This is a genomic window from Blastococcus carthaginiensis (assembly GCF_030731085.1).
Classification (GTDB): Bacteria; Actinomycetota; Actinomycetes; order Mycobacteriales; family Geodermatophilaceae; genus Blastococcus; species Blastococcus carthaginiensis.
This window is the reverse complement of the sequence record NZ_JASNFN010000001.1, coordinates 412,758-428,385: the sequence shown is the minus strand read 5'-3', so window position 1 is coordinate 428,385 and position 15,628 is coordinate 412,758. Positions and strand designations below refer to the sequence as shown.

Annotated in this window: 18 protein-coding genes and 1 pseudogene; 4 read left to right on the top strand and 15 right to left on the bottom strand. The window is 76.2% G+C overall.

All coding sequences use genetic code 11. The features are described 5' to 3' along the window. Positions 1-90 precede the first annotated feature (90 nt). From QOZ88_RS02105 to QOZ88_RS02060, 10 genes and pseudogenes are all read right to left on the bottom strand, one after another. Positions 91-1,422 carry an NADH-quinone oxidoreductase subunit D gene (locus QOZ88_RS02105; protein ID WP_305998170.1) on the bottom strand — a complete coding sequence of 444 codons (1,332 nt, stop codon included), beginning with the start codon at positions 1,420-1,422 and terminating at the stop codon, positions 91-93. A gap of 121 nt (positions 1,423-1,543) precedes the next feature. Beyond that, positions 1,544-2,293, bottom strand: coding sequence for an NADH-quinone oxidoreductase subunit C (locus tag QOZ88_RS02100; RefSeq protein ID WP_305998169.1), 750 nt, complete (start codon positions 2,291-2,293; stop codon positions 1,544-1,546). Further along, the gene (locus QOZ88_RS02095; protein WP_454970292.1) at positions 2,290-2,964 is read right to left on the bottom strand and encodes a NuoB/complex I 20 kDa subunit family protein; all 675 of its coding nucleotides are present in this window, start codon (positions 2,962-2,964) and stop codon (positions 2,290-2,292) included. Before QOZ88_RS02095 ends, QOZ88_RS02100 begins: the two co-directional genes overlap by 4 nt. A gap of 13 nt (positions 2,965-2,977) precedes the next feature. Then, entirely contained in the window at positions 2,978-3,340 is a 363-nt protein-coding gene (locus tag QOZ88_RS02090) for an NADH-quinone oxidoreductase subunit A (protein ID WP_305998168.1), read from the bottom strand. A gap of 89 nt (positions 3,341-3,429) precedes the next feature. Continuing rightward, positions 3,430-4,698 carry a geranylgeranyl reductase family protein gene (locus QOZ88_RS02085; protein ID WP_305998167.1) on the bottom strand — a complete coding sequence of 423 codons (1,269 nt, stop codon included), beginning with the start codon at positions 4,696-4,698 and terminating at the stop codon, positions 3,430-3,432. Positions 4,699-4,786: 88 nt separating this feature from the next. Next, on the bottom strand, positions 4,787-5,446 hold the full coding sequence (locus tag QOZ88_RS02080; protein WP_305998166.1) for a phosphoribosyltransferase: 660 nt from the start codon (positions 5,444-5,446) through the stop codon (positions 4,787-4,789). Positions 5,447-5,453: 7 nt separating this feature from the next. Next, the gene (locus QOZ88_RS02075) at positions 5,454-5,600 is read right to left on the bottom strand and encodes a hypothetical protein (protein WP_305998165.1); all 147 of its coding nucleotides are present in this window, start codon (positions 5,598-5,600) and stop codon (positions 5,454-5,456) included. A 90-nt stretch (positions 5,601-5,690) separates the two neighbouring features. Next, on the bottom strand, positions 5,691-6,101 hold the full coding sequence (locus tag QOZ88_RS02070; protein WP_305998164.1) for an HNH endonuclease signature motif containing protein: 411 nt from the start codon (positions 6,099-6,101) through the stop codon (positions 5,691-5,693). Between the two features lie 349 nt (positions 6,102-6,450). After that, positions 6,451-7,032 (bottom strand): annotated as a pseudogene (locus tag QOZ88_RS23130) (DUF222 domain-containing protein); the annotation flags it as partial. A gap of 243 nt (positions 7,033-7,275) precedes the next feature. Next, positions 7,276-7,995, bottom strand: coding sequence for a demethylmenaquinone methyltransferase (locus QOZ88_RS02060; RefSeq protein ID WP_305998162.1), 720 nt, complete (start codon positions 7,993-7,995; stop codon positions 7,276-7,278). Positions 7,996-8,030: 35 nt separating this feature from the next. Between QOZ88_RS02060 and QOZ88_RS02055 the strand changes: the two genes are divergently transcribed. Continuing rightward, positions 8,031-9,275: an isochorismate synthase gene (locus tag QOZ88_RS02055; protein WP_305998161.1), complete on the top strand. Its 1,245-nt coding sequence runs from the start codon at positions 8,031-8,033 to the stop codon at positions 9,273-9,275. Between the two features lie 6 nt (positions 9,276-9,281). Here the strand turns inward: QOZ88_RS02055 and menD are convergent, their stop codons facing one another. Further along, positions 9,282-10,964 (bottom strand): 2-succinyl-5-enolpyruvyl-6-hydroxy-3-cyclohexene-1-carboxylic-acid synthase, encoded by a 1,683-nt coding sequence (gene menD, locus QOZ88_RS02050; RefSeq protein ID WP_305998160.1) that lies wholly within the window; start codon positions 10,962-10,964, stop codon positions 9,282-9,284. Beyond that, a complete protein-coding gene (locus tag QOZ88_RS02045) occupies positions 10,961-11,923 on the bottom strand; it encodes an o-succinylbenzoate synthase (RefSeq protein WP_305998159.1) in 963 nt (320 codons plus the stop codon). Before QOZ88_RS02045 ends, menD begins: the two co-directional genes overlap by 4 nt. Positions 11,924-11,963: 40 nt before the next feature. Here QOZ88_RS02045 and menE point away from each other — a divergent pair, with 40 nt between their 5' ends. Beyond that, complete coding sequence (gene menE, locus QOZ88_RS02040) at positions 11,964-13,085, top strand: o-succinylbenzoate--CoA ligase (protein ID WP_305998158.1); 1,122 nt, start codon at positions 11,964-11,966, stop codon at positions 13,083-13,085. Then, entirely contained in the window at positions 13,085-13,954 is an 870-nt protein-coding gene (locus QOZ88_RS02035) for a 1,4-dihydroxy-2-naphthoate polyprenyltransferase (RefSeq protein ID WP_305998157.1), read from the top strand. Before menE ends, QOZ88_RS02035 begins: the two co-directional genes overlap by 1 nt. A gap of 6 nt (positions 13,955-13,960) precedes the next feature. On the opposite strand, the gene QOZ88_RS02030 is transcribed toward QOZ88_RS02035, so the two are convergent. Both QOZ88_RS02030 and QOZ88_RS02025 read right to left on the bottom strand, forming a co-directional pair. Then, a complete protein-coding gene (locus QOZ88_RS02030; RefSeq protein WP_305998156.1) occupies positions 13,961-14,287 on the bottom strand; it encodes a DUF4229 domain-containing protein in 327 nt (108 codons plus the stop codon). Then, complete coding sequence (locus QOZ88_RS02025) at positions 14,280-14,708, bottom strand: Lrp/AsnC family transcriptional regulator (RefSeq protein ID WP_244523992.1); 429 nt, start codon at positions 14,706-14,708, stop codon at positions 14,280-14,282. The genes QOZ88_RS02030 and QOZ88_RS02025 overlap by 8 nt, the downstream gene beginning before the upstream one ends. A gap of 105 nt (positions 14,709-14,813) precedes the next feature. Here QOZ88_RS02025 and QOZ88_RS02020 point away from each other — a divergent pair, with 105 nt between their 5' ends. Continuing rightward, the gene (locus QOZ88_RS02020) at positions 14,814-15,026 is read left to right on the top strand and encodes a hypothetical protein (RefSeq protein WP_091931071.1); all 213 of its coding nucleotides are present in this window, start codon (positions 14,814-14,816) and stop codon (positions 15,024-15,026) included. Positions 15,027-15,224: 198 nt separating this feature from the next. Here the strand turns inward: QOZ88_RS02020 and QOZ88_RS02015 are convergent, their stop codons facing one another. Further along, positions 15,225-15,518 (bottom strand): hypothetical protein, encoded by a 294-nt coding sequence (locus QOZ88_RS02015; RefSeq protein ID WP_305998155.1) that lies wholly within the window; start codon positions 15,516-15,518, stop codon positions 15,225-15,227. Positions 15,519-15,628 lie beyond the last annotated feature (110 nt).

The window sequence follows — 15,628 nt, the reverse complement described above, 5'->3', positions numbered from 1 at the left end:
CCTCGCTGTCCCCCGCAAGCGGGAGGTGCCCCCAGCTCGTCGACACCGCTCGCGGCGTTGCCGTGCTCCTGGGCGAACTCGCACGCTCGCTCACCTGTCCACTCCCCCCATCACGGGGTCGATCGAGGCGATCGCGGCGATGACGTCGGCGATCATGCCGCCCTCGCTCATCGCCGCCGTGGCCTGCAGGTTCACGAAGCTGGGGTCGCGCACGTGGACGCGCCACGGGCGGGTGCTCCCGTCGCTGACGACGTGGTAGCCGAGCTCGCCGCGCGGGGACTCGATCGGCACGTACACCTGGCCGGCCGGCACCCGGAAGCCCTCGGTGACCAGCTTGAAGTGGTGGATCAGGGCCTCCATCGACTGGCCCATGATGTGCGCGACGTGCTCGTGGGAGTTGCCCAGGCCGTCGGGGCCGAGCGAGAGCTGGGCGGGCCAGGCGATCTTCTTGTCCTCGACCATCACCGGCCCCGGCTCGAGCCGGTCGAGCGCCTGCTCGATGATCTTCAGCGACTCGTTCACCTCGGACATGCGTACGAGGTAGCGGCCCCAGGCGTCGCTGGTGTCGGCGGTGGGGACCTCGAAGTCGTAGGTCTGGTAGCCCAGGTAGGGCTCGACCTTGCGGAGGTCCCAGGGCAGCCCGGCGGCGCGCAGGATCGGGCCGGTGACGCCGAGCGCGACGCAGCCGGTGACGTCGAGGTAGCCGACGTCCTTGAGCCGGCGCTGCCAGATCGGCTGCCCGGTGAGCAGCCGGTGGAAGTCGGCCACCCGCTTCGGGAAGAACTCGAGGAACTCGCGGATGTGCTCGACCGAGCCCTCGGGCAGGTCCTGCGCCAGGCCGCCGGGGCGGATGTAGGCGTGGTTCATCCGCAGCCCGGTGATCTCCTCGAGCAGGTCGAGAACCAGCTCCCGCTCGCGGAAGCCGTTCGTCATTCCGGTGAGCGCGCCCATCTCCATGCCGAAGGTGGCCAGGGCCACCAGGTGGGAGGCGATCCGGTTGAGCTCCATGACCAGCACGCGGATCGTCTGCGCGCGCGGCGGGGCCTCGACGCCGAGCAGCTTCTCGACCGCCAGGCAGTAGCCGGCCTCGTTGAACAGCGGCGCGAGGTAGTCCATGCGGGTCACGAAGGTCGTGCCCTGCACCCAGTTGCGGTACTCGGTGTTCTTCTCGATGCCGGTGTGCAGGTAGCCGATGACGACCCGCGCCTTGGTGACGGTCTCGCCCTCGAGGTCGAGGACCAGCCGCAGGACGCCGTGCGTGGACGGGTGCTGCGGGCCCATGTTGACGACGAGGCGTTCCTCGCCGTGCGGATCGGCCCCGAGGGTGACGTCCCAGTCCCCGCCGGTGACGGTGAAGACCCGGCCCTCGGTGGTCTCCCGCGACCCCGCGTAGGGGTCGGCGGGGTCGTAGGTCGTGCTCATCGGTGCTTCTCCTCGACTCCGGGCTCGTTCCGCTCCTCGGTCGCTGTCCCCCGCAAGCGGGAGGTGCCCCCAGCCAGGAGCGATGCTCGCTCGCCCGTCGTCTTCGGGCGCCCCTCCCCGGTCACCGGTAGGCCCGTCGCGTGTCCGGCGGCGGGATCGTCGCGTCGTGGTACTCCACGGGGATCCCGCCCAGCGGGTAGTCCTTGCGCTGCGGGAAGCCGTCCCAGTCATCGGGCATGAGGATCCGGGTCAGCGCCGGGTGGCCGTCGAAGACGACGCCGAACATGTCGTAGGCCTCCCGCTCGTGCCAGTCCGCCGTCGGGTAGACGCCGGTGACCGAGGGGACGTGCGGGTCCTCCGCGCTCACCGCCACCTCCAGCCGGATGCGGCGCCGGTAGGTCATCGAGGTCAGGTGGTAGACGACGTGCAGCCGCGGCCGGCCCGGCGCGACCGCGGGGCCGCCGCTGTCGAGGTAGTCGACGCCGGAGACGCTGCTGCACAGCTCGAAGCGCAGGGCCTCGTCGTCGCGCAGCGCCCGCACCAGGGTGAGCAGGTGCTCGCGGGCCACGAAGTAGGTGATCTCGCCGCGGTCGACCAGCACCCGCTGCACCGCGGCGGCATAGGTGCCCTCGCCCACGGCCTCGATCAGCGCGTCGGTGACCTCGTCGAACCAGCCGCCGTAGGGGCGGTCGGTGGAGTGCAGCGCCACCGCGCCGCCCGGCTCGACGCGGACCAGCCCGCCGAAGCCCGAGGTGTCGCCGCTGCCGCTGACGCCGAACGCGCCCTTCCGGAAACCCCCCGCGGGCGCCGTGCTGGCGTCGTACCCGGCCTCCTCGCGGCCCGGGACGACCGACCCGCCGTCGTTGCTCACCGGGGCCCCCTCTCGCCGGGCAGCAGCACCGCGTTGCCGCCGCGCTGCTCGATGGTGAACTGGCCGGCCCGGCCCTGGGCGGCCGCCTCCTCGTAGGCGCGGCGCTGCTGCTTGTCCACGCGCACGGTCGAGGGCATCTCGACGTGCAGGTCGCGCGCAGTGCCCTCCTCGCGGGCCCGCTCCAGCTCCCGCGCCCGCTTCGGGCCCAGCGGCTCGTGCTGGATCTTGTGGTGCAGCTTGAGGATCGCGTCCATGAGCATCTCCGGCCGCGGCGGGCAGCCGGGCAGGTACATGTCCACCGGGACGACGTGGTCGACGCCCTGGACGATCGCGTAGTTGTTGAACATGCCGCCGGAGCTCGCGCAGACGCCCATCGCCAGCACCCAGCGGGGCTCGGGCATCTGGTCGTAGATCTGGCGCAGGACGGGGGCCATCTTCTGGCTGACCCGCCCGGCGACGATCATCAGGTCGGCCTGCCGCGGCGAGGCCCGGAAGACCTCCATGCCGAAGCGGGCGAGGTCGTAGCGGCCGGCGCCCGAGGCCATCATCTCGATCGCGCAGCAGGCCAGCCCGAAGGTGGCCGGCCACAGCGAGGACTTCCGCGTCCAGTTGACCAGCTTCTCGACGCTGGTCAGCAGGACCCCGCTGGGGATCTTCTCCTCGAGACCCATGGTCAGACTCCCCTCAGTCCCACTCGAGCCCGCCACGCCGCCACTCGTAGGCGAAGGCGAGGAAGACGGTGCCGATGAACAGGACCATCGCGACCAGGCCCCACACGCCGAGGGCGTCGTTGGCGACTGCCCAGGGGTAGAGGAAGACGATCTCGATGTCGAAGACGATGAACAACATCGCCGTCAGGTAGTACTTCACCGGGAACCGGCCCCCGGTGAGCGGCTGGTCGACCGGCTCGATGCCGCACTCGTAGGCCGCGAGCTTGGCGCGGTTGTGCCGCCGCGGCCCCACGAACGGGGCGACGGCGACCGAGAACAGCGCGAACGCCGCGGCGAGCCCGAAGAGCCCGACGATCGGGACGTATGTCGAGAGCATCAGCAGCACCCTAGGGTGATGGAGGTCACGTACGGGTCACGGTCCCGACACGGAGCGTCGGTGTCGGGGCGGATCGTCACGGCAGCCACTCAGGTCGCCGGGGTCAGTCGCAGGAGCACGGCGAGCGCGCGGTCGACCACGTCGCCGTCGCGGCCGTCGGACAGGTTGCCCATCACCCGCAGCGCGGCGTCGGTGACGGCGGGCCGGCGCAGCCCGCGCGCCATCGCCAGCCGGACCACGGCCGGCCGGGCCAGCAGCGCGAGGAAGCCCAGACCCAGGCGGTGGTGGCGGCCGAGCTCGGCGCGCAGCCGGTCGGGGTAGCGCTGCAGGACCGCCTCCCGCGCCGCACCGGCCGGCTGCCGGAGCGCGGCCACCGCGGTCTCGGCGGCCATCCGGCCGCTCTCCAGCGCGGCGCTGATCCCCTCGCCGTTGCAGGGGTTGACCGTGCCGGCGGCGTCCCCGGCGAGCAGCAGCCCGCGGGTGTAGGCCGGGCCGCGACTGAGCGCCATGGGCAGCCCTGCGCCGCGGAGCGGGCCGACGGCGTCCTCCTCGCCCAGCCCCTCCTCGGCGGGGAAGAGGTCCAGCCACCGGCGGAGGACCGACCGCCGGTCCGCCCCGGTGCCGCGCCGGGTGTCGAGCAGCCCGTAGCCGACGTTCGCCGTCCCGTCGCCCATGCCGAAGATCCAGCCGTAGCCGGGCATGGTCTCGCGCGAGGGGCCGTCGGCGGTCAGGTCGAAGGCGATGTCGAGGTAGTCGTCGTCACTGCGCCGGCTGCGCACGTACCCCCGCAGGGCGACCCCGAGCGGGCGGTCGGTGCGGCGCAGCAGCCCGAGCCCCTTGGCCAGCCGGCCGGAGAGCCCTTCCGCGGAGACGACCAGCGGCGCCCGCCAGGTGACCGGCTCCCGGTCCCCCAACTCGCCGCGGACGCCGATCACCTGCCCGCCCTCGTCCAGCAGCGGCTCGGTGACGGTGGTCCCGGTGACCAGGTGGGCGCCGGCGGACCGGGCGTGCCCGGCCAGGAGCGCGTCGAGCTCGCGGCGGGTGCGCACCAGGCCGTGGTCGGGCCAGGAGGCCAGCCGCGGCCAGTCGACCTCGGCGATGCGCCCGCCACCGTGCACCCGGAGTCCACGGCGGCGCACCCAGCCCGCCCCCGCGGTGTCGACGCCCATGTCGTGCAGCGCTTTCACCCCGCGCGGCGTCAGGCCGTCGCCGCAGACCTTCTCCCGCGGGAACTCGGCCTTCTCCAGCAGCGCGACGTCCAGCCCGGCCCCGGCCAGGTGCCACGCGGCGCTGGAGCCGGCCGGCCCGGCACCGACGACCACGACGTCGGCCGCGTGCACCGCTGTGGTCCGCGCCATCTCGCCCCTCCGGTCCGTCGTCGAGCCCGGTCGGCCTTGTGAAAGAGTTCACAAAGTCGTCGGTCCCGAGTCTAAGCCGCGGTGTGATCTAGCCGACAGACCCCCCTCGGCGCAGCGCTTCCAGCACCTCCTCGTCGGAGGTCTCGGAGAAGTCGTCGTAGGCCTGCCCGACCGATCGGAAGCCCGTGGGCGCGAGGGGGCACTCGAGGTCGTCGACGGCGCCGGCCAGCTCGGCGAGGGCCGATCGTGGGCCCACGGGGACGGCGACGGTGAGGCGTGCGGGCCCGTTCGCGCGCACCGCGGTGACGGCGACGCGCATGCTCGCGCCCGTGGCGAGGCCGTCGTCGACGAGCACGACGTGGCGACCGGCCACGACGGGGGCCGGCCGGGCGCCGCGGTAGGCCTCGGCCCGGCGGCGCAGCTCGGCGAGCTCCCGGTCGCGGACGGCGGCCACCGCGGCCGGGTCCGGGTCGAGGCGCTCGCGGACCGCGGGCACCCAGACGGTCTCCACGCGGTCGCCGACCGCGGCGAGCGCACCCATCGCCAATTCCGGCTGCGCCGGTACGCCGAGCTTGCGGACGACGAGGACGTCGAGCTCCGCGCCGAGCGCCCGGGCCACCTCCGCGGCGACGGGGATACCGCCGCGGGGCAGCCCGAGCACCAGGGCGCCGGCGTCCGCCCGCCCGGTGAGCGCGCCCGCCAGCACCCGCCCGGCGTCGCGGCGGTCGGCGTAGCGGGCGCGCTGCACGGCGGTGCTAGACCACGGGGACCGGATCCGACTCCGGTCGCGGCGTGCCCGGGTCGTCGGGGTCGGGCTTCGGGATCGGGTCGGGGAGCGGCTGCACGGGGTCCGTCGGCGCGGAGTCGGGATCCTGGGGCTGCGGCGTCGGAGAACTGGTCATGGCTCGACGCTAGGGCACTTCCGCCGACCTCCCCACCCCGCGCACACACGTCACGGGCCCATGCCATGCGCCACCCGCTTGCGGAGCACCTCAGAACGGCGGCGGTTCCACGGTCGGCACCTCCGCCCGGCGTGGTCCCGGCAGCGCCGGCTGGGCCGTCAGGTCGCGCAGCCCGGGAGGCCGGGTGGTGCGGGTGACCCCGCTGGGCGTCGTCACCTGCAGGGTGCCGTCGGGCAGCAGCGCGAAGCGCCAGCCGCGGGCGAAGGTCTTCAGCCGGTGGTGCGTGCGGCACAGGCAGCAGAGGTTCTCGCAGGCGGTGCGACCGCCGCAGTCGTAGGGCACCACGTGGTCGGCGTCGATGCGCCCGGCCGGTTGGCCGCAGCCCGGGTGCCGGCAGGTGCGGTCGCGCAGCCGGAGGAACCGCTCCTGGGCCGCGGAGGGATCGTGCCCGGCCACCGACGCCGGGCGCCCCAGCAGCGAGCAGCCGCAGTCGGCGGCCACGCCGTGCGCCGGGCAGCCGCGGGTGGCCAGTCTGCGCAGTTCGGGTGGCGGTCACGGCGGCGAGGAGCGCGCCGTCGTCACCGGTGACCGCCACCGCCAGGCTGCCGCCCTGCGGGGCCTGGACCCCCAGTGCGCCGAGCTGCGCCAGGAGCTCTCGGAGGTGGCCGGCGGTGATCGGGGTGCGGTTCACGCTCGGCCCCGCCTCGCTGCCGAGGTCGCCCGGTGCGACGGGTGCACCGGTGCCTGCCGGCCGGCCCAGGGCCCCCAGCGGCGCCACCACCGTGACCTGCCCGGTCATCGCCGGGCGGGAGGTGTCCCACGGCCGCAGCACCAGGGCGGCGTGCGCCTCCGCGCGGAGCACCCCGATCGGCCGGTCGTCGCCACCGGTGCGGGCGAGCTGGGCGGCCTGGTCGATCGCCGACCACATCGCCGCCGCCACCGGCGAGGGCAGCTCGGTGGTCAGCGCCGAGAGCCCGTCGCCGGTCGCGTGCACCCGCACACCGGCCCGTGCCTCGGCCTCGACGCGCCGCCGCTCCGCGAACTCCTCGTCCGCCGCGATCGCGGCAGCCACCAGCCGTGCGCGCAACCGGCCGGACGACAGCCCCGCCGCTCCGGGGAGCAGGGCGGGGACCACGGCCGCCATCACCTCGTCGGAGGCGTGACCGAGCACGCCGGCGAACACCCGCGCGCGGAACCAGTCGAGGTCGCCGGCCGCGCACGCGGCCCACACCTCTGGCATCCGCTCTACCAGCACGTAGGCGTCGGACAGCACGCCGGTGGCGAACGGCCGGGAGCAGTTGAGCACCGCCGCCAGCTCGTCGGGCAGGAACTCGCTCGTCCCCGGCACCGGCGACCCCGGCCCGCGGCGGCGCGCACCGGGATGCCCCGGCGGTGGGTCGTCGGTGTCGGGCCGGTCGGCTGCCAGCCCCATCACGAGCTCGGCCTCGTAGGCGGCATCCATGGCCCGGCGCGCCTGCAGCCGCTGCAGCTCGGCGGCCTTCTCCGCCGCGGACAGCACCCCCACCGGCAGTCGCGCGACCGTCGGCCGCCGTTCGAGCAGCCACCCCACGAGCGCACCCTCGACCGCGCTGCGGGACAGCTCGGCGGTGGTCATGGCTCGAACATACGTGCGAGGTACGACAGTTCTGCGCCGGCTCGGCTCAGCCGGCCTGGCTCACCCCTTGCGGCCCCGGTGCAACGCGACGATGCCGCCGGTCAGGTTCTGCCAGGCGACGTCGGACCAGCCGGCCTCCTGCAGGCGGGCGGCCAGCGCCGGCTGGTCGGGCCAGGCCCGGATCGACTCGGCCAGGTAGACGTAGGCCTCAGGGTTGCTGCTCACCGCGCGGGCGATCCGGGGCAGCGCCTTCATCAGGTACTCGGTGTAGAGGGTGCGGAACGGCGCCCACGTCGGGCTGGAGAACTCGCAGACCACCAGCGTGCCGCCGGGGCGGGTCACCCGGGAGAACTCGCGCAGCGCGGCATCGGGGTCGGCCACGTTGCGCAGCCCGAAGGAGATGACGACGCCGTCGACGCTCTCGTCGGCCAGCGGCAGCGCCATCGCGTCGCCGGCCACCTTCGGCACCGGACGGGCGGCGCCGGCGCGCAGCATGCCCTGGGAGAAGTCGCAGGCGATGGCACGCACGCCGCCGGCCGCGAGCTGCACCGTCGAGACCGCCGTCCCGGCCGCGACGTCCAGCACCGTCTGCCCGGGGCGGGCGCCGAGGGCCTCACGGGTGGCCCGCCGCCAGGAGGCGTCCTGGCCGCCGGAGAGCACCGTGTTGGTGACGTCGTAGCGCTCGGCGACCCGGTCGAACATCGCCGCGACCTCGGCCGGCCGCTTGTCCAGACCGGCCCTGACGCCGGCAGTGTGCGGGTTGTCTCGCCGGTCTGCCACGGCAGCGACGCTACAAGGCCTCCTACTCTGATCACGTGACCGCGGCCGCCCTGACCTCCCCGGCAGCGGCCGCGCGCACCGTCAGCACGGTCCGCACCGACGCCGCGGGCGAGCTGCTCGACCTGCTGCCGGCCGGTGGGGGGCTGTCCTGGGTACGGCGGGGCGAGGGCCTCGTCGGCTGGGGCGAAGCGGCCCGGCTCGAGGTGTCCGGCCCCCGCGCGCTCGCCGAGGCCGCCGACTGGTGGGAGGAGTACTCGGCCGGGCTCGACGTCGGCGACGATCTCGGCGTCCCCGGCTCGGGCCCGGTCCTCTTCGGCAGCATCGCCTTCGACCCGGTGGCCGGGACGTCGGTCTTCGTCGTCCCCGAGGTGGTCGTGGGCCGGCGCGACGGCGTCGGGTGGGTCACCGCGATCGGCACAGCCCCGGAGCTGCCGGCGCCCGTCCGGGACGGCGACGGTCCGGCACCCCGGCTGCGCTACGCCGACGGCGCGCTCGACCCGGCGAGCTGGTGCGCCGCCGTCGCGACCGCCGTGGAGCGGATCGCCGCCGGCGACCTGGCCAAGGTGGTGCTCGCCCGAGACCTCCTGGTCTCCGCCGAGCCCGCCCTCGACCCGCGGCGGCTGCTGCACCGCCTGGCCGCGCGCTTCCCCGGCTGCTGGACCTTCGCCGTCGACGGGCTGCTCGGGGCCACCCCCGAGCTGCTGCTGCGGCGCAGCGGGCGGCAGCTCTCCTCGCGCGTGCTGGCCGGCACCGCGCCGCGCGGGGCGGGCGCGGAGGACGAACGGCTCGCCGCGGCGCTGCTCGGGTCGGCGAAGGACCGCGCCGAGCACGCGCTCGCCGTCGACTCCCTGGTGCGCGCGCTGGAGCCCTACTGCGCCGAGCTGACCGCACCGGCCGAACCGGAGCTGCTCACCCTCGCCAACGTGCGGCACCTGGCCACCGACGTCGTCGGCCGCCAGCGCGCGTCGGCCGGGCTGCTGGAGCTCGTGGGGGCGGTGCACCCCACGGCCGCCGTCTGCGGCACCCCCACCACCGACGCCGCCGCGCTGATCGGCGAGCTCGAGGCCATGGACCGCGGCCGCTACGCCGGCCCGGTCGGGTGGATGGACGCCCGGGGCGACGGCGAGTTCGGGCTCGCGCTGCGCTGCGCCGAGCTCACCGAGGACGGCGGTGCACGGCTGTTCGCCGGCTGCGGCATCGTCGCCGGCTCCGACCCGGCCGCCGAGCTGGCCGAGACGCAGTCGAAGTTCGCCGCGTTCCAGGCCGCGCTGGAGAGCTGAGGCCGGCTACCCCGCCAGCGCCCGGGCGGCGGCGGCTCGGAGGTCCGTCGCCAGCGCCGCCTCGGCGCGCTGGTCAGTACCGACGACGACGACCTGCGGCCCACCCAGCCCCAGCACCGCCTGCAGCTCCGCCGGCGTCGACACCCGCGTCGCCGGCCAGCCCAGCGACTCCGCGACCGTGACCAGGTCCCGCCCGTGCGGGGTGCCGAACACCCGCCGGTAGTCCGCGCCGTGCCGGTCCTGCCCCGGTTCGAGCTGGGCGAAGATCCCGCCGCCGTCGTTGTCGGGCACGACCACGGTGAGGTCCGGCCGCGGTTCCCCCTCGCCGAGCAGCAGCCCGGTCAGGTCGTGCAGGAACGTCAGGTCGCCCATCAGCGCGAACGCCGGGCCGCCGTGCACGAGTGCGGCCCCCACGGCCGTCGAGACGGTGCCGTCGATGCCCGCGACGCCGCGGTTGGCGAGCACGGTGACGTCGGCGCGCGGCACCGCCAGCCGGTCGACGTCGCGCACCGGCGTCGAGGAGCCGAGCACCAGCAGCGCCCCCGCGGGCAGCGCGGCGACGACGTCGCGGGCCAGCCGGGCGGCGGTCAGCGCCGGAGCGCCGTCGAGCGCCGCGTCCACCGCGACCCCCACCCGGTCGGCCGACGAACGCCAGGCGCGCACCCAACCCCCGTCGGCGCCGGCGCCGTCGACCCCGGCGAACACCCGTGAGACGCGGGTGCTCGACCGGCCCGCGTCGGCCCACCGCGGGAAGGCGCTGACCGTCTCCACCGTGACCGCCGGGTCCGCGAGCAGCGCGCTGACCGGCCGGGAGAGCGTCGGCCGGCCGATCACCAGCACGTGCTCCGGGCGGTGCGCGGCCAGCCAGTCCGCCACCCCGAGCAGCAGCACCCCGCCGCGGAGCGCACCCGGCCCGCCCCAGCACCCGCTGCTGGGCTCGGCCACGACCGGCCAGGGGAACGTCTCGTCGAGCCCGGGCGCGGCGTGCAGCGGGCCGTCCCCGGCGATCACCAGCGTCCGGGGCGGCAGCCGGTGCGCGGTCGCGGCGAAACCGGGCGAGGGCTGCGCCGCGGTCCACGGGGCGTCACCGGACCGGCCCGCCCAGGGCCCGGTGAGCTCCGCGGGCTCGTCGTCGGGCATCAGCGGCTCGCGGAGCGCCAGGTTCAGGTGCACCGGCCCGGGGTCGGCCGAGAGCGTGCCCGAGGCGATGGTCAGCGCCTTGGCGGCCAGCGAGCGCCAGTAGCGGTTCTGCGCCTCCTCGCGGCCGGCCTCGGGCACGCCGACGTCCGCGGCCCAGCGGACCGCGGCGCCGTACAGCCCGGCCTGCTCGATCGTCTGGTTGGCGCCGGTGGCCCGCAGCTCCGGGGGCCGGTCGGCGGTGAGCGCCAGCAGCGGCACCCCGCTGGCGTCGGCCTCCAGCACGGCGGCGTGCAGGTGCGCGGTCGCCGTCCCCGAGGTGGTCACCACCGGCACCGGGCGGCCGGAGCCCTTGGCCAGGCCGAGCGCGAGGAACGCCGCCGTCCGCTCGTCGATGCGCACGTGCAGCCGCAGCCGGCCGTCGCGCTCGGCCGCCGCGAGCGCCAGCGCGAGCGGCGCCGACCGCGAGCCGGGGGCGAGCACGGCGTCGGTGACGCCACCGCGGACGAGCTCGTCGACCAGCACGCGGGCGAAGGCGGTGGAGGGGTTCACGCGGCGAGCACCTCGTCGATCCGGGTCGCCCACCGGGCCACCGTCGCCTCACCGGCGGTGGGGACGCGGTCGGGCTCCGGCCGCACCACCGGCAGCGCGCCTTCCACCGGCAGCAGCGGGGACGACGACACGTCGCCGGTGAACAGCGCGACGGTGGCCAGGCCGCAGGCGAACGGCAGCTCCGGCAGGGCGGCGGCCAGCGCGACACCGGCCGCGATGCCGACCGAGGACTCCAGCGCCGAGGAGACGACGCACGGCAGGCCGTGGGCCTCCGCCACGCGCAGCGCCGCCCGCACGCCGCCCAGCGGCTGCACCTTGAGGACGACGACGTCGCCGGCCTCCCGCAGGTCGACGGCGAGCGGGTCGGCCGAGCGGCGCACCCCCTCGTCGACGGCGACGCGGACGTCGATCCGCCGGCGCAGCGCGGCCAGCTCCGGCAGGGTGGCGCAGGGCTGCTCGACGTACTCCAGCCCGACGGCGGCGTCGAGCTCGCGGACCCGCTGCACCGCGGTGTCGACGTCCCAGGCGGCGTTGGCGTCCACCCGGATCGCGCCGCCGGGGCCCAGCGCGTCGCGCACCGCCTCGAGGCGGGCGCGGTCGTGTTCGTGCGTCTGCCCCGGCTCGGCGACCTTCACCTTGGCGGTGCGGCAGCCCGAGGCGACGACGATCGCGTGCGCCCGCTCCGCGTCGACCGCCGGCACGGTGACGTTCACCGGCACGCTGGCGCGCACGGGCTCGGGGAATGCCTCGGTGGCGGCCTCGACCGCGGCGGCCCACCAGCGGCGGCTCTCGACGGCGTCGTAGTCCCAGAACGGCGAGAACTCCCCCCAGCCGGCCGGACCGCGCAGCAGCACGCCGTCGCGCACGTCGATGCCCCGGAACCGGGCGCGCAGCGGCACCTCGTAGACCGCCAGCGCGGTGATCCCCGCCGGCAGCGCGGCGGCGGGGAGGGCGGTCACGGTGATCAGCGTATTCGGCGGGGTCGTACCCTCGTCCCTCGTGGCTCGGCAGCTGACCCTCGTGGCCGCGGGCGAGCTCTCCGACGACGACGTCCGCGCAGCGCTGGACGGCGAGCGCCCGCTGGCCGTGCTGCCCGCCGGCCCGCCGTCCGTGGTCGACGCCGCCCGAGCCGTGCTCCGCCCCGAGGAGCCGCTGGAGCCGGGCACCGACCTCGTCGTCGTCACCTCGGGCTCGACCGGCGGCGGCCGCGGCGTGCTGCTGCCCGCCGCTGCGCTGCGCGCCTCCGCGACCGCGACCCTCGACCGGCTCGGCGGCCCCGGCAGCTGGCTGCTGGCGCTGCCGGTGTCGGCGATCGCCGGGCTGCAGGTGCTCTGCCGCTCGCTGCTGGCCGGGCGCACCGCCACCCGCCTGGGCGCCCAGGAGCCGCTCGCCGCGGCCGTCGCCCGCATGCCGGCCGGCGACCGCCGCTACACCGCACTGGTCCCCACCCAGCTGCGCCGGGCCCTCGACGCCGAACCGGACGCGCTGCGCGCCTTCGACGCGGTCCTGGTGGGCGGCGCGGCCACCGACCCGGCGCTGCTCGCCCGCGCCCGGGCCGAGGGCGTCGCCGTCGTCACGACCTACGGCATGACCGAGACCGCCGGGGGGTGCGCCTACGACGGCGTGCCGCTGGACGGGGTCCGCGTGCGCATCGCGGACGGCGGGATCGAGCTGGCGGGCCCGCTGCTGGCGCTGGGCTACCGCGGCGACCCGGAGGCCACCGCGGCCGCCTTCGCCGACGGCTGGTTCCGCACCCGCGACGCCGGCGCGCTCGACCCCGGCGGGCGGGTCACCGTGCACGGCCGGCTGGACGACGTCGTCATCTCCGGCGGGGTCAACGTGGCGCCCGCCGCCGTGGAGGCCGCGTTGCGCGAGCACCCCGCCGTCGCCGACGCCGTCGTCTTCGGCCGGCCCGACGCGGAGTGGGGGCAGCGCGTCGTCGCCGCCGTCGTGCCGGCGCCCGGGGCCGTCCCCGCGCTGGCCGACCTGCGCCCGTGGGTGGCGCAGCGGCTCGGCGCTCCCGCGGCCCCGCGGCAGCTGCACCTGGTCGACGCGATCCCCACCCTGCACACGGGCAAGCCCGACCGCCGCGCCGTCGCGGCCCGCACCCCGGAGGTCTGATGGCCACCCCTGCCCAGTGGCTGGCCGGCGCCCGCCCCCGCACCCTGCCCGCGGCGGTGGCGCCGGTGCTCGTCGGCACCGGGGCCGCGGTGGCCCTCGACGGGTTCCGGCTCGTACCCGCGCTGCTCGCGCTGGTCGTGGCGCTGGCGCTGCAGATCGGGGTGAACTACGCCAACGACCACTCCGACGGGAAGCGCGGCACCGACGCCGACCGCGTCGGCCCGATGCGGCTGGTCGGCTCCGGCGCCGCCACGGCCCGGCAGGTGCTCGTGGCCGCGCTGGCTGCGTTCGCCGTCGCCGGGGTCGCCGGGCTGGCGCTGGCGGCGCTGTCGAGCTGGTGGCTGGTCGCGGTGGGCGCGGTCTGCATCGCCGCGGCCTGGACCTACACCGGCGGCCCGCTCCCCTACGGCTACCGGGCCCTGGGCGAGGTCTTCGTCTTCGTCTTCTTCGGCCCGGTCGCCGTCGTCGGCACCACCTACGTGCAGACCCGCACGCTGCCGGGGCTGGCGTTCGCGGTGTCGGTGCCGGTCGGCCTGCTGATCGTGGCGATCCTGGTGGTGAACAACCTGCGCGACATCGAGGGCGACGCCCGGGTCGGGAAGCGCACGCTGGCGGTGCTCCTCGGCGACCGGGGCACGCGGCTGCTCTACGCCGCGCTGCTCGTCGTCCCGTTCCTCGTCGTCGCCGCGGTCGGCACCACGCGGCCGTGGGCGCTGCTGGCGCTGGCCGCCGCGCCGCTGGCGCTCGCCCCCGTGCGGACGGTGCTGGCGGGCGGCCGCGGACCGGCGCTCATCGCGGTGCTGGCGTCCACCGGCGTGCTGACGCTGGGGACCGGCGTCCTCCTGGCCGCCGGGCTCGCGATCAGCTGAGCGCGGCTACTCGGCCGCGCCGCCGCTGAGCCGGTCGCGCAGGTCCTCGCGGGCCGCCCGCCGGGCGACGCTTCGCGCCGCCAGTGCCTCGGTGAGCCGTTCGCGCGAGGGCCGCAGCAGCACGTAGGAGACCGGCATCGACAGCAGCAGGCCGAACAGCAGGCCCGCGAAGCTGCCGAGACCCGCCCACCAGAGGACCAGGACGAGCGCCGCGGCGATCGCGAACCGCCCCACGGTGTACATCACCAGCCAGGGCAGGAGTTTCGGGGGTGAGGCCGCGCCCCCCGCGGGGCCCACCGGCGCACCGGCCGGGTTCTGGTCCTGCTCAGCCATGACGGCCCTCCCACTTGGTCGAGAGGACGACCGTCGTCCTCGTGCGTGCGACCCCTCTGATGCGGTTCAACGCGTCGATCGCCTCCTCGAGTGCCGCGATGTCGGTCACGCGCACCTTCAGCACGTAGTCCTCACCGCCGGCCACGCGCCAGCAGTCCTCGACGGCCGGTAGCGCGCGCAGCTCGTCCTGCACCCGCGGGTCGTCGACGGCGTCGCTCTCGATCAGGCTGACGAGCGCGGTCACCGGCAGCCCCACGGCCGCCGGGTCGACGACGGCGCGGTAGCCGAGGATCACCCCGGCCGCCTCCAGCTTGCCGACCCGCTCGTGCACGGCGGGCGAGGAGAGCCCCACCTGCCGGGCGAGCTCGGCGTAGCTGGCGCGCCCGTTGGCGCTCAGCAGCTCGACCAGCTGCCGATCCACGGCGTCGATGGTGGTTCTCCGTCCTGCCCCGGGGTACCGCTGTCGGTTGTGCGGCACCGAGTATCGCCGCCGACGTACGCTGGAGTCCGACGAGGGGGTGGGCCCGTGGTGTTCCTGGTGGTTCTCGTGGTTGCGGTCGTGGTCGTCGCCCTGGTGGTGCGCGCCGCGGCGAACGCCGGGCCCGAGGGGAGCGTGCGTCCCGCGCGCCGTCCTCAGCGGCCCAAGGGCCCGGTGAAGTTCGTGGCGCCGGACGACGACCCGGAGTTCCTCCGCGAGCTCGAGCGGCGGGCCCGCCGGGACGACGGCTCCCCGACCTGAGCTGGGCCGACTGAGCTAGTACCGCGTCACGCAACCTTCGACTGGTTCAAGCTGGGCCGGCTAACGCTTCGCGTCAGGACGGTGTGCGCAGACGCGCCATTCCCGTGCCGAAAGCTGACCATCTGCGCACTCCGTCGCCATCAGCGGCGGTCTCGGGAAGGCAGCCGCCAGGCAGGCGAACGTTGACGGCCGCAGTAGCTAGGCCGCCGGCGCCGCGCCGAACAACCGGCGCCAGCCGCGCCGCGGGGGCACCTCCGCGGGAACGGGCGGCAGGGTGGCCTGCACCTGCTGCTCGGCGGCGGCGTCGCCCGGCCACCCGAGCCCCCCGCCGCCGGGGGCGGGCTCGTCCCCCGGCCAGCCCAGGTCCCCCTCCTCCGCCGCGGCCCGGGGCTCGTGGCGGTGCCCACCGGCGGCCTCGGCCGGCCGGCCGGCGAGCGCCGCGGCGACGAGCGGGTGCGGCGACGCGCCTTCGGGCGCCTCGTGCCTACCCACGGGTCGTCTTCCCGCCTGCCGGTGCGCTGCTGGTCAGCTCCATGGGGGCATGGAAGCACGAGGGCCCGGCAACGGGCAGCATTGCCGGCGCGGTCCCGCCCCGACGGGGG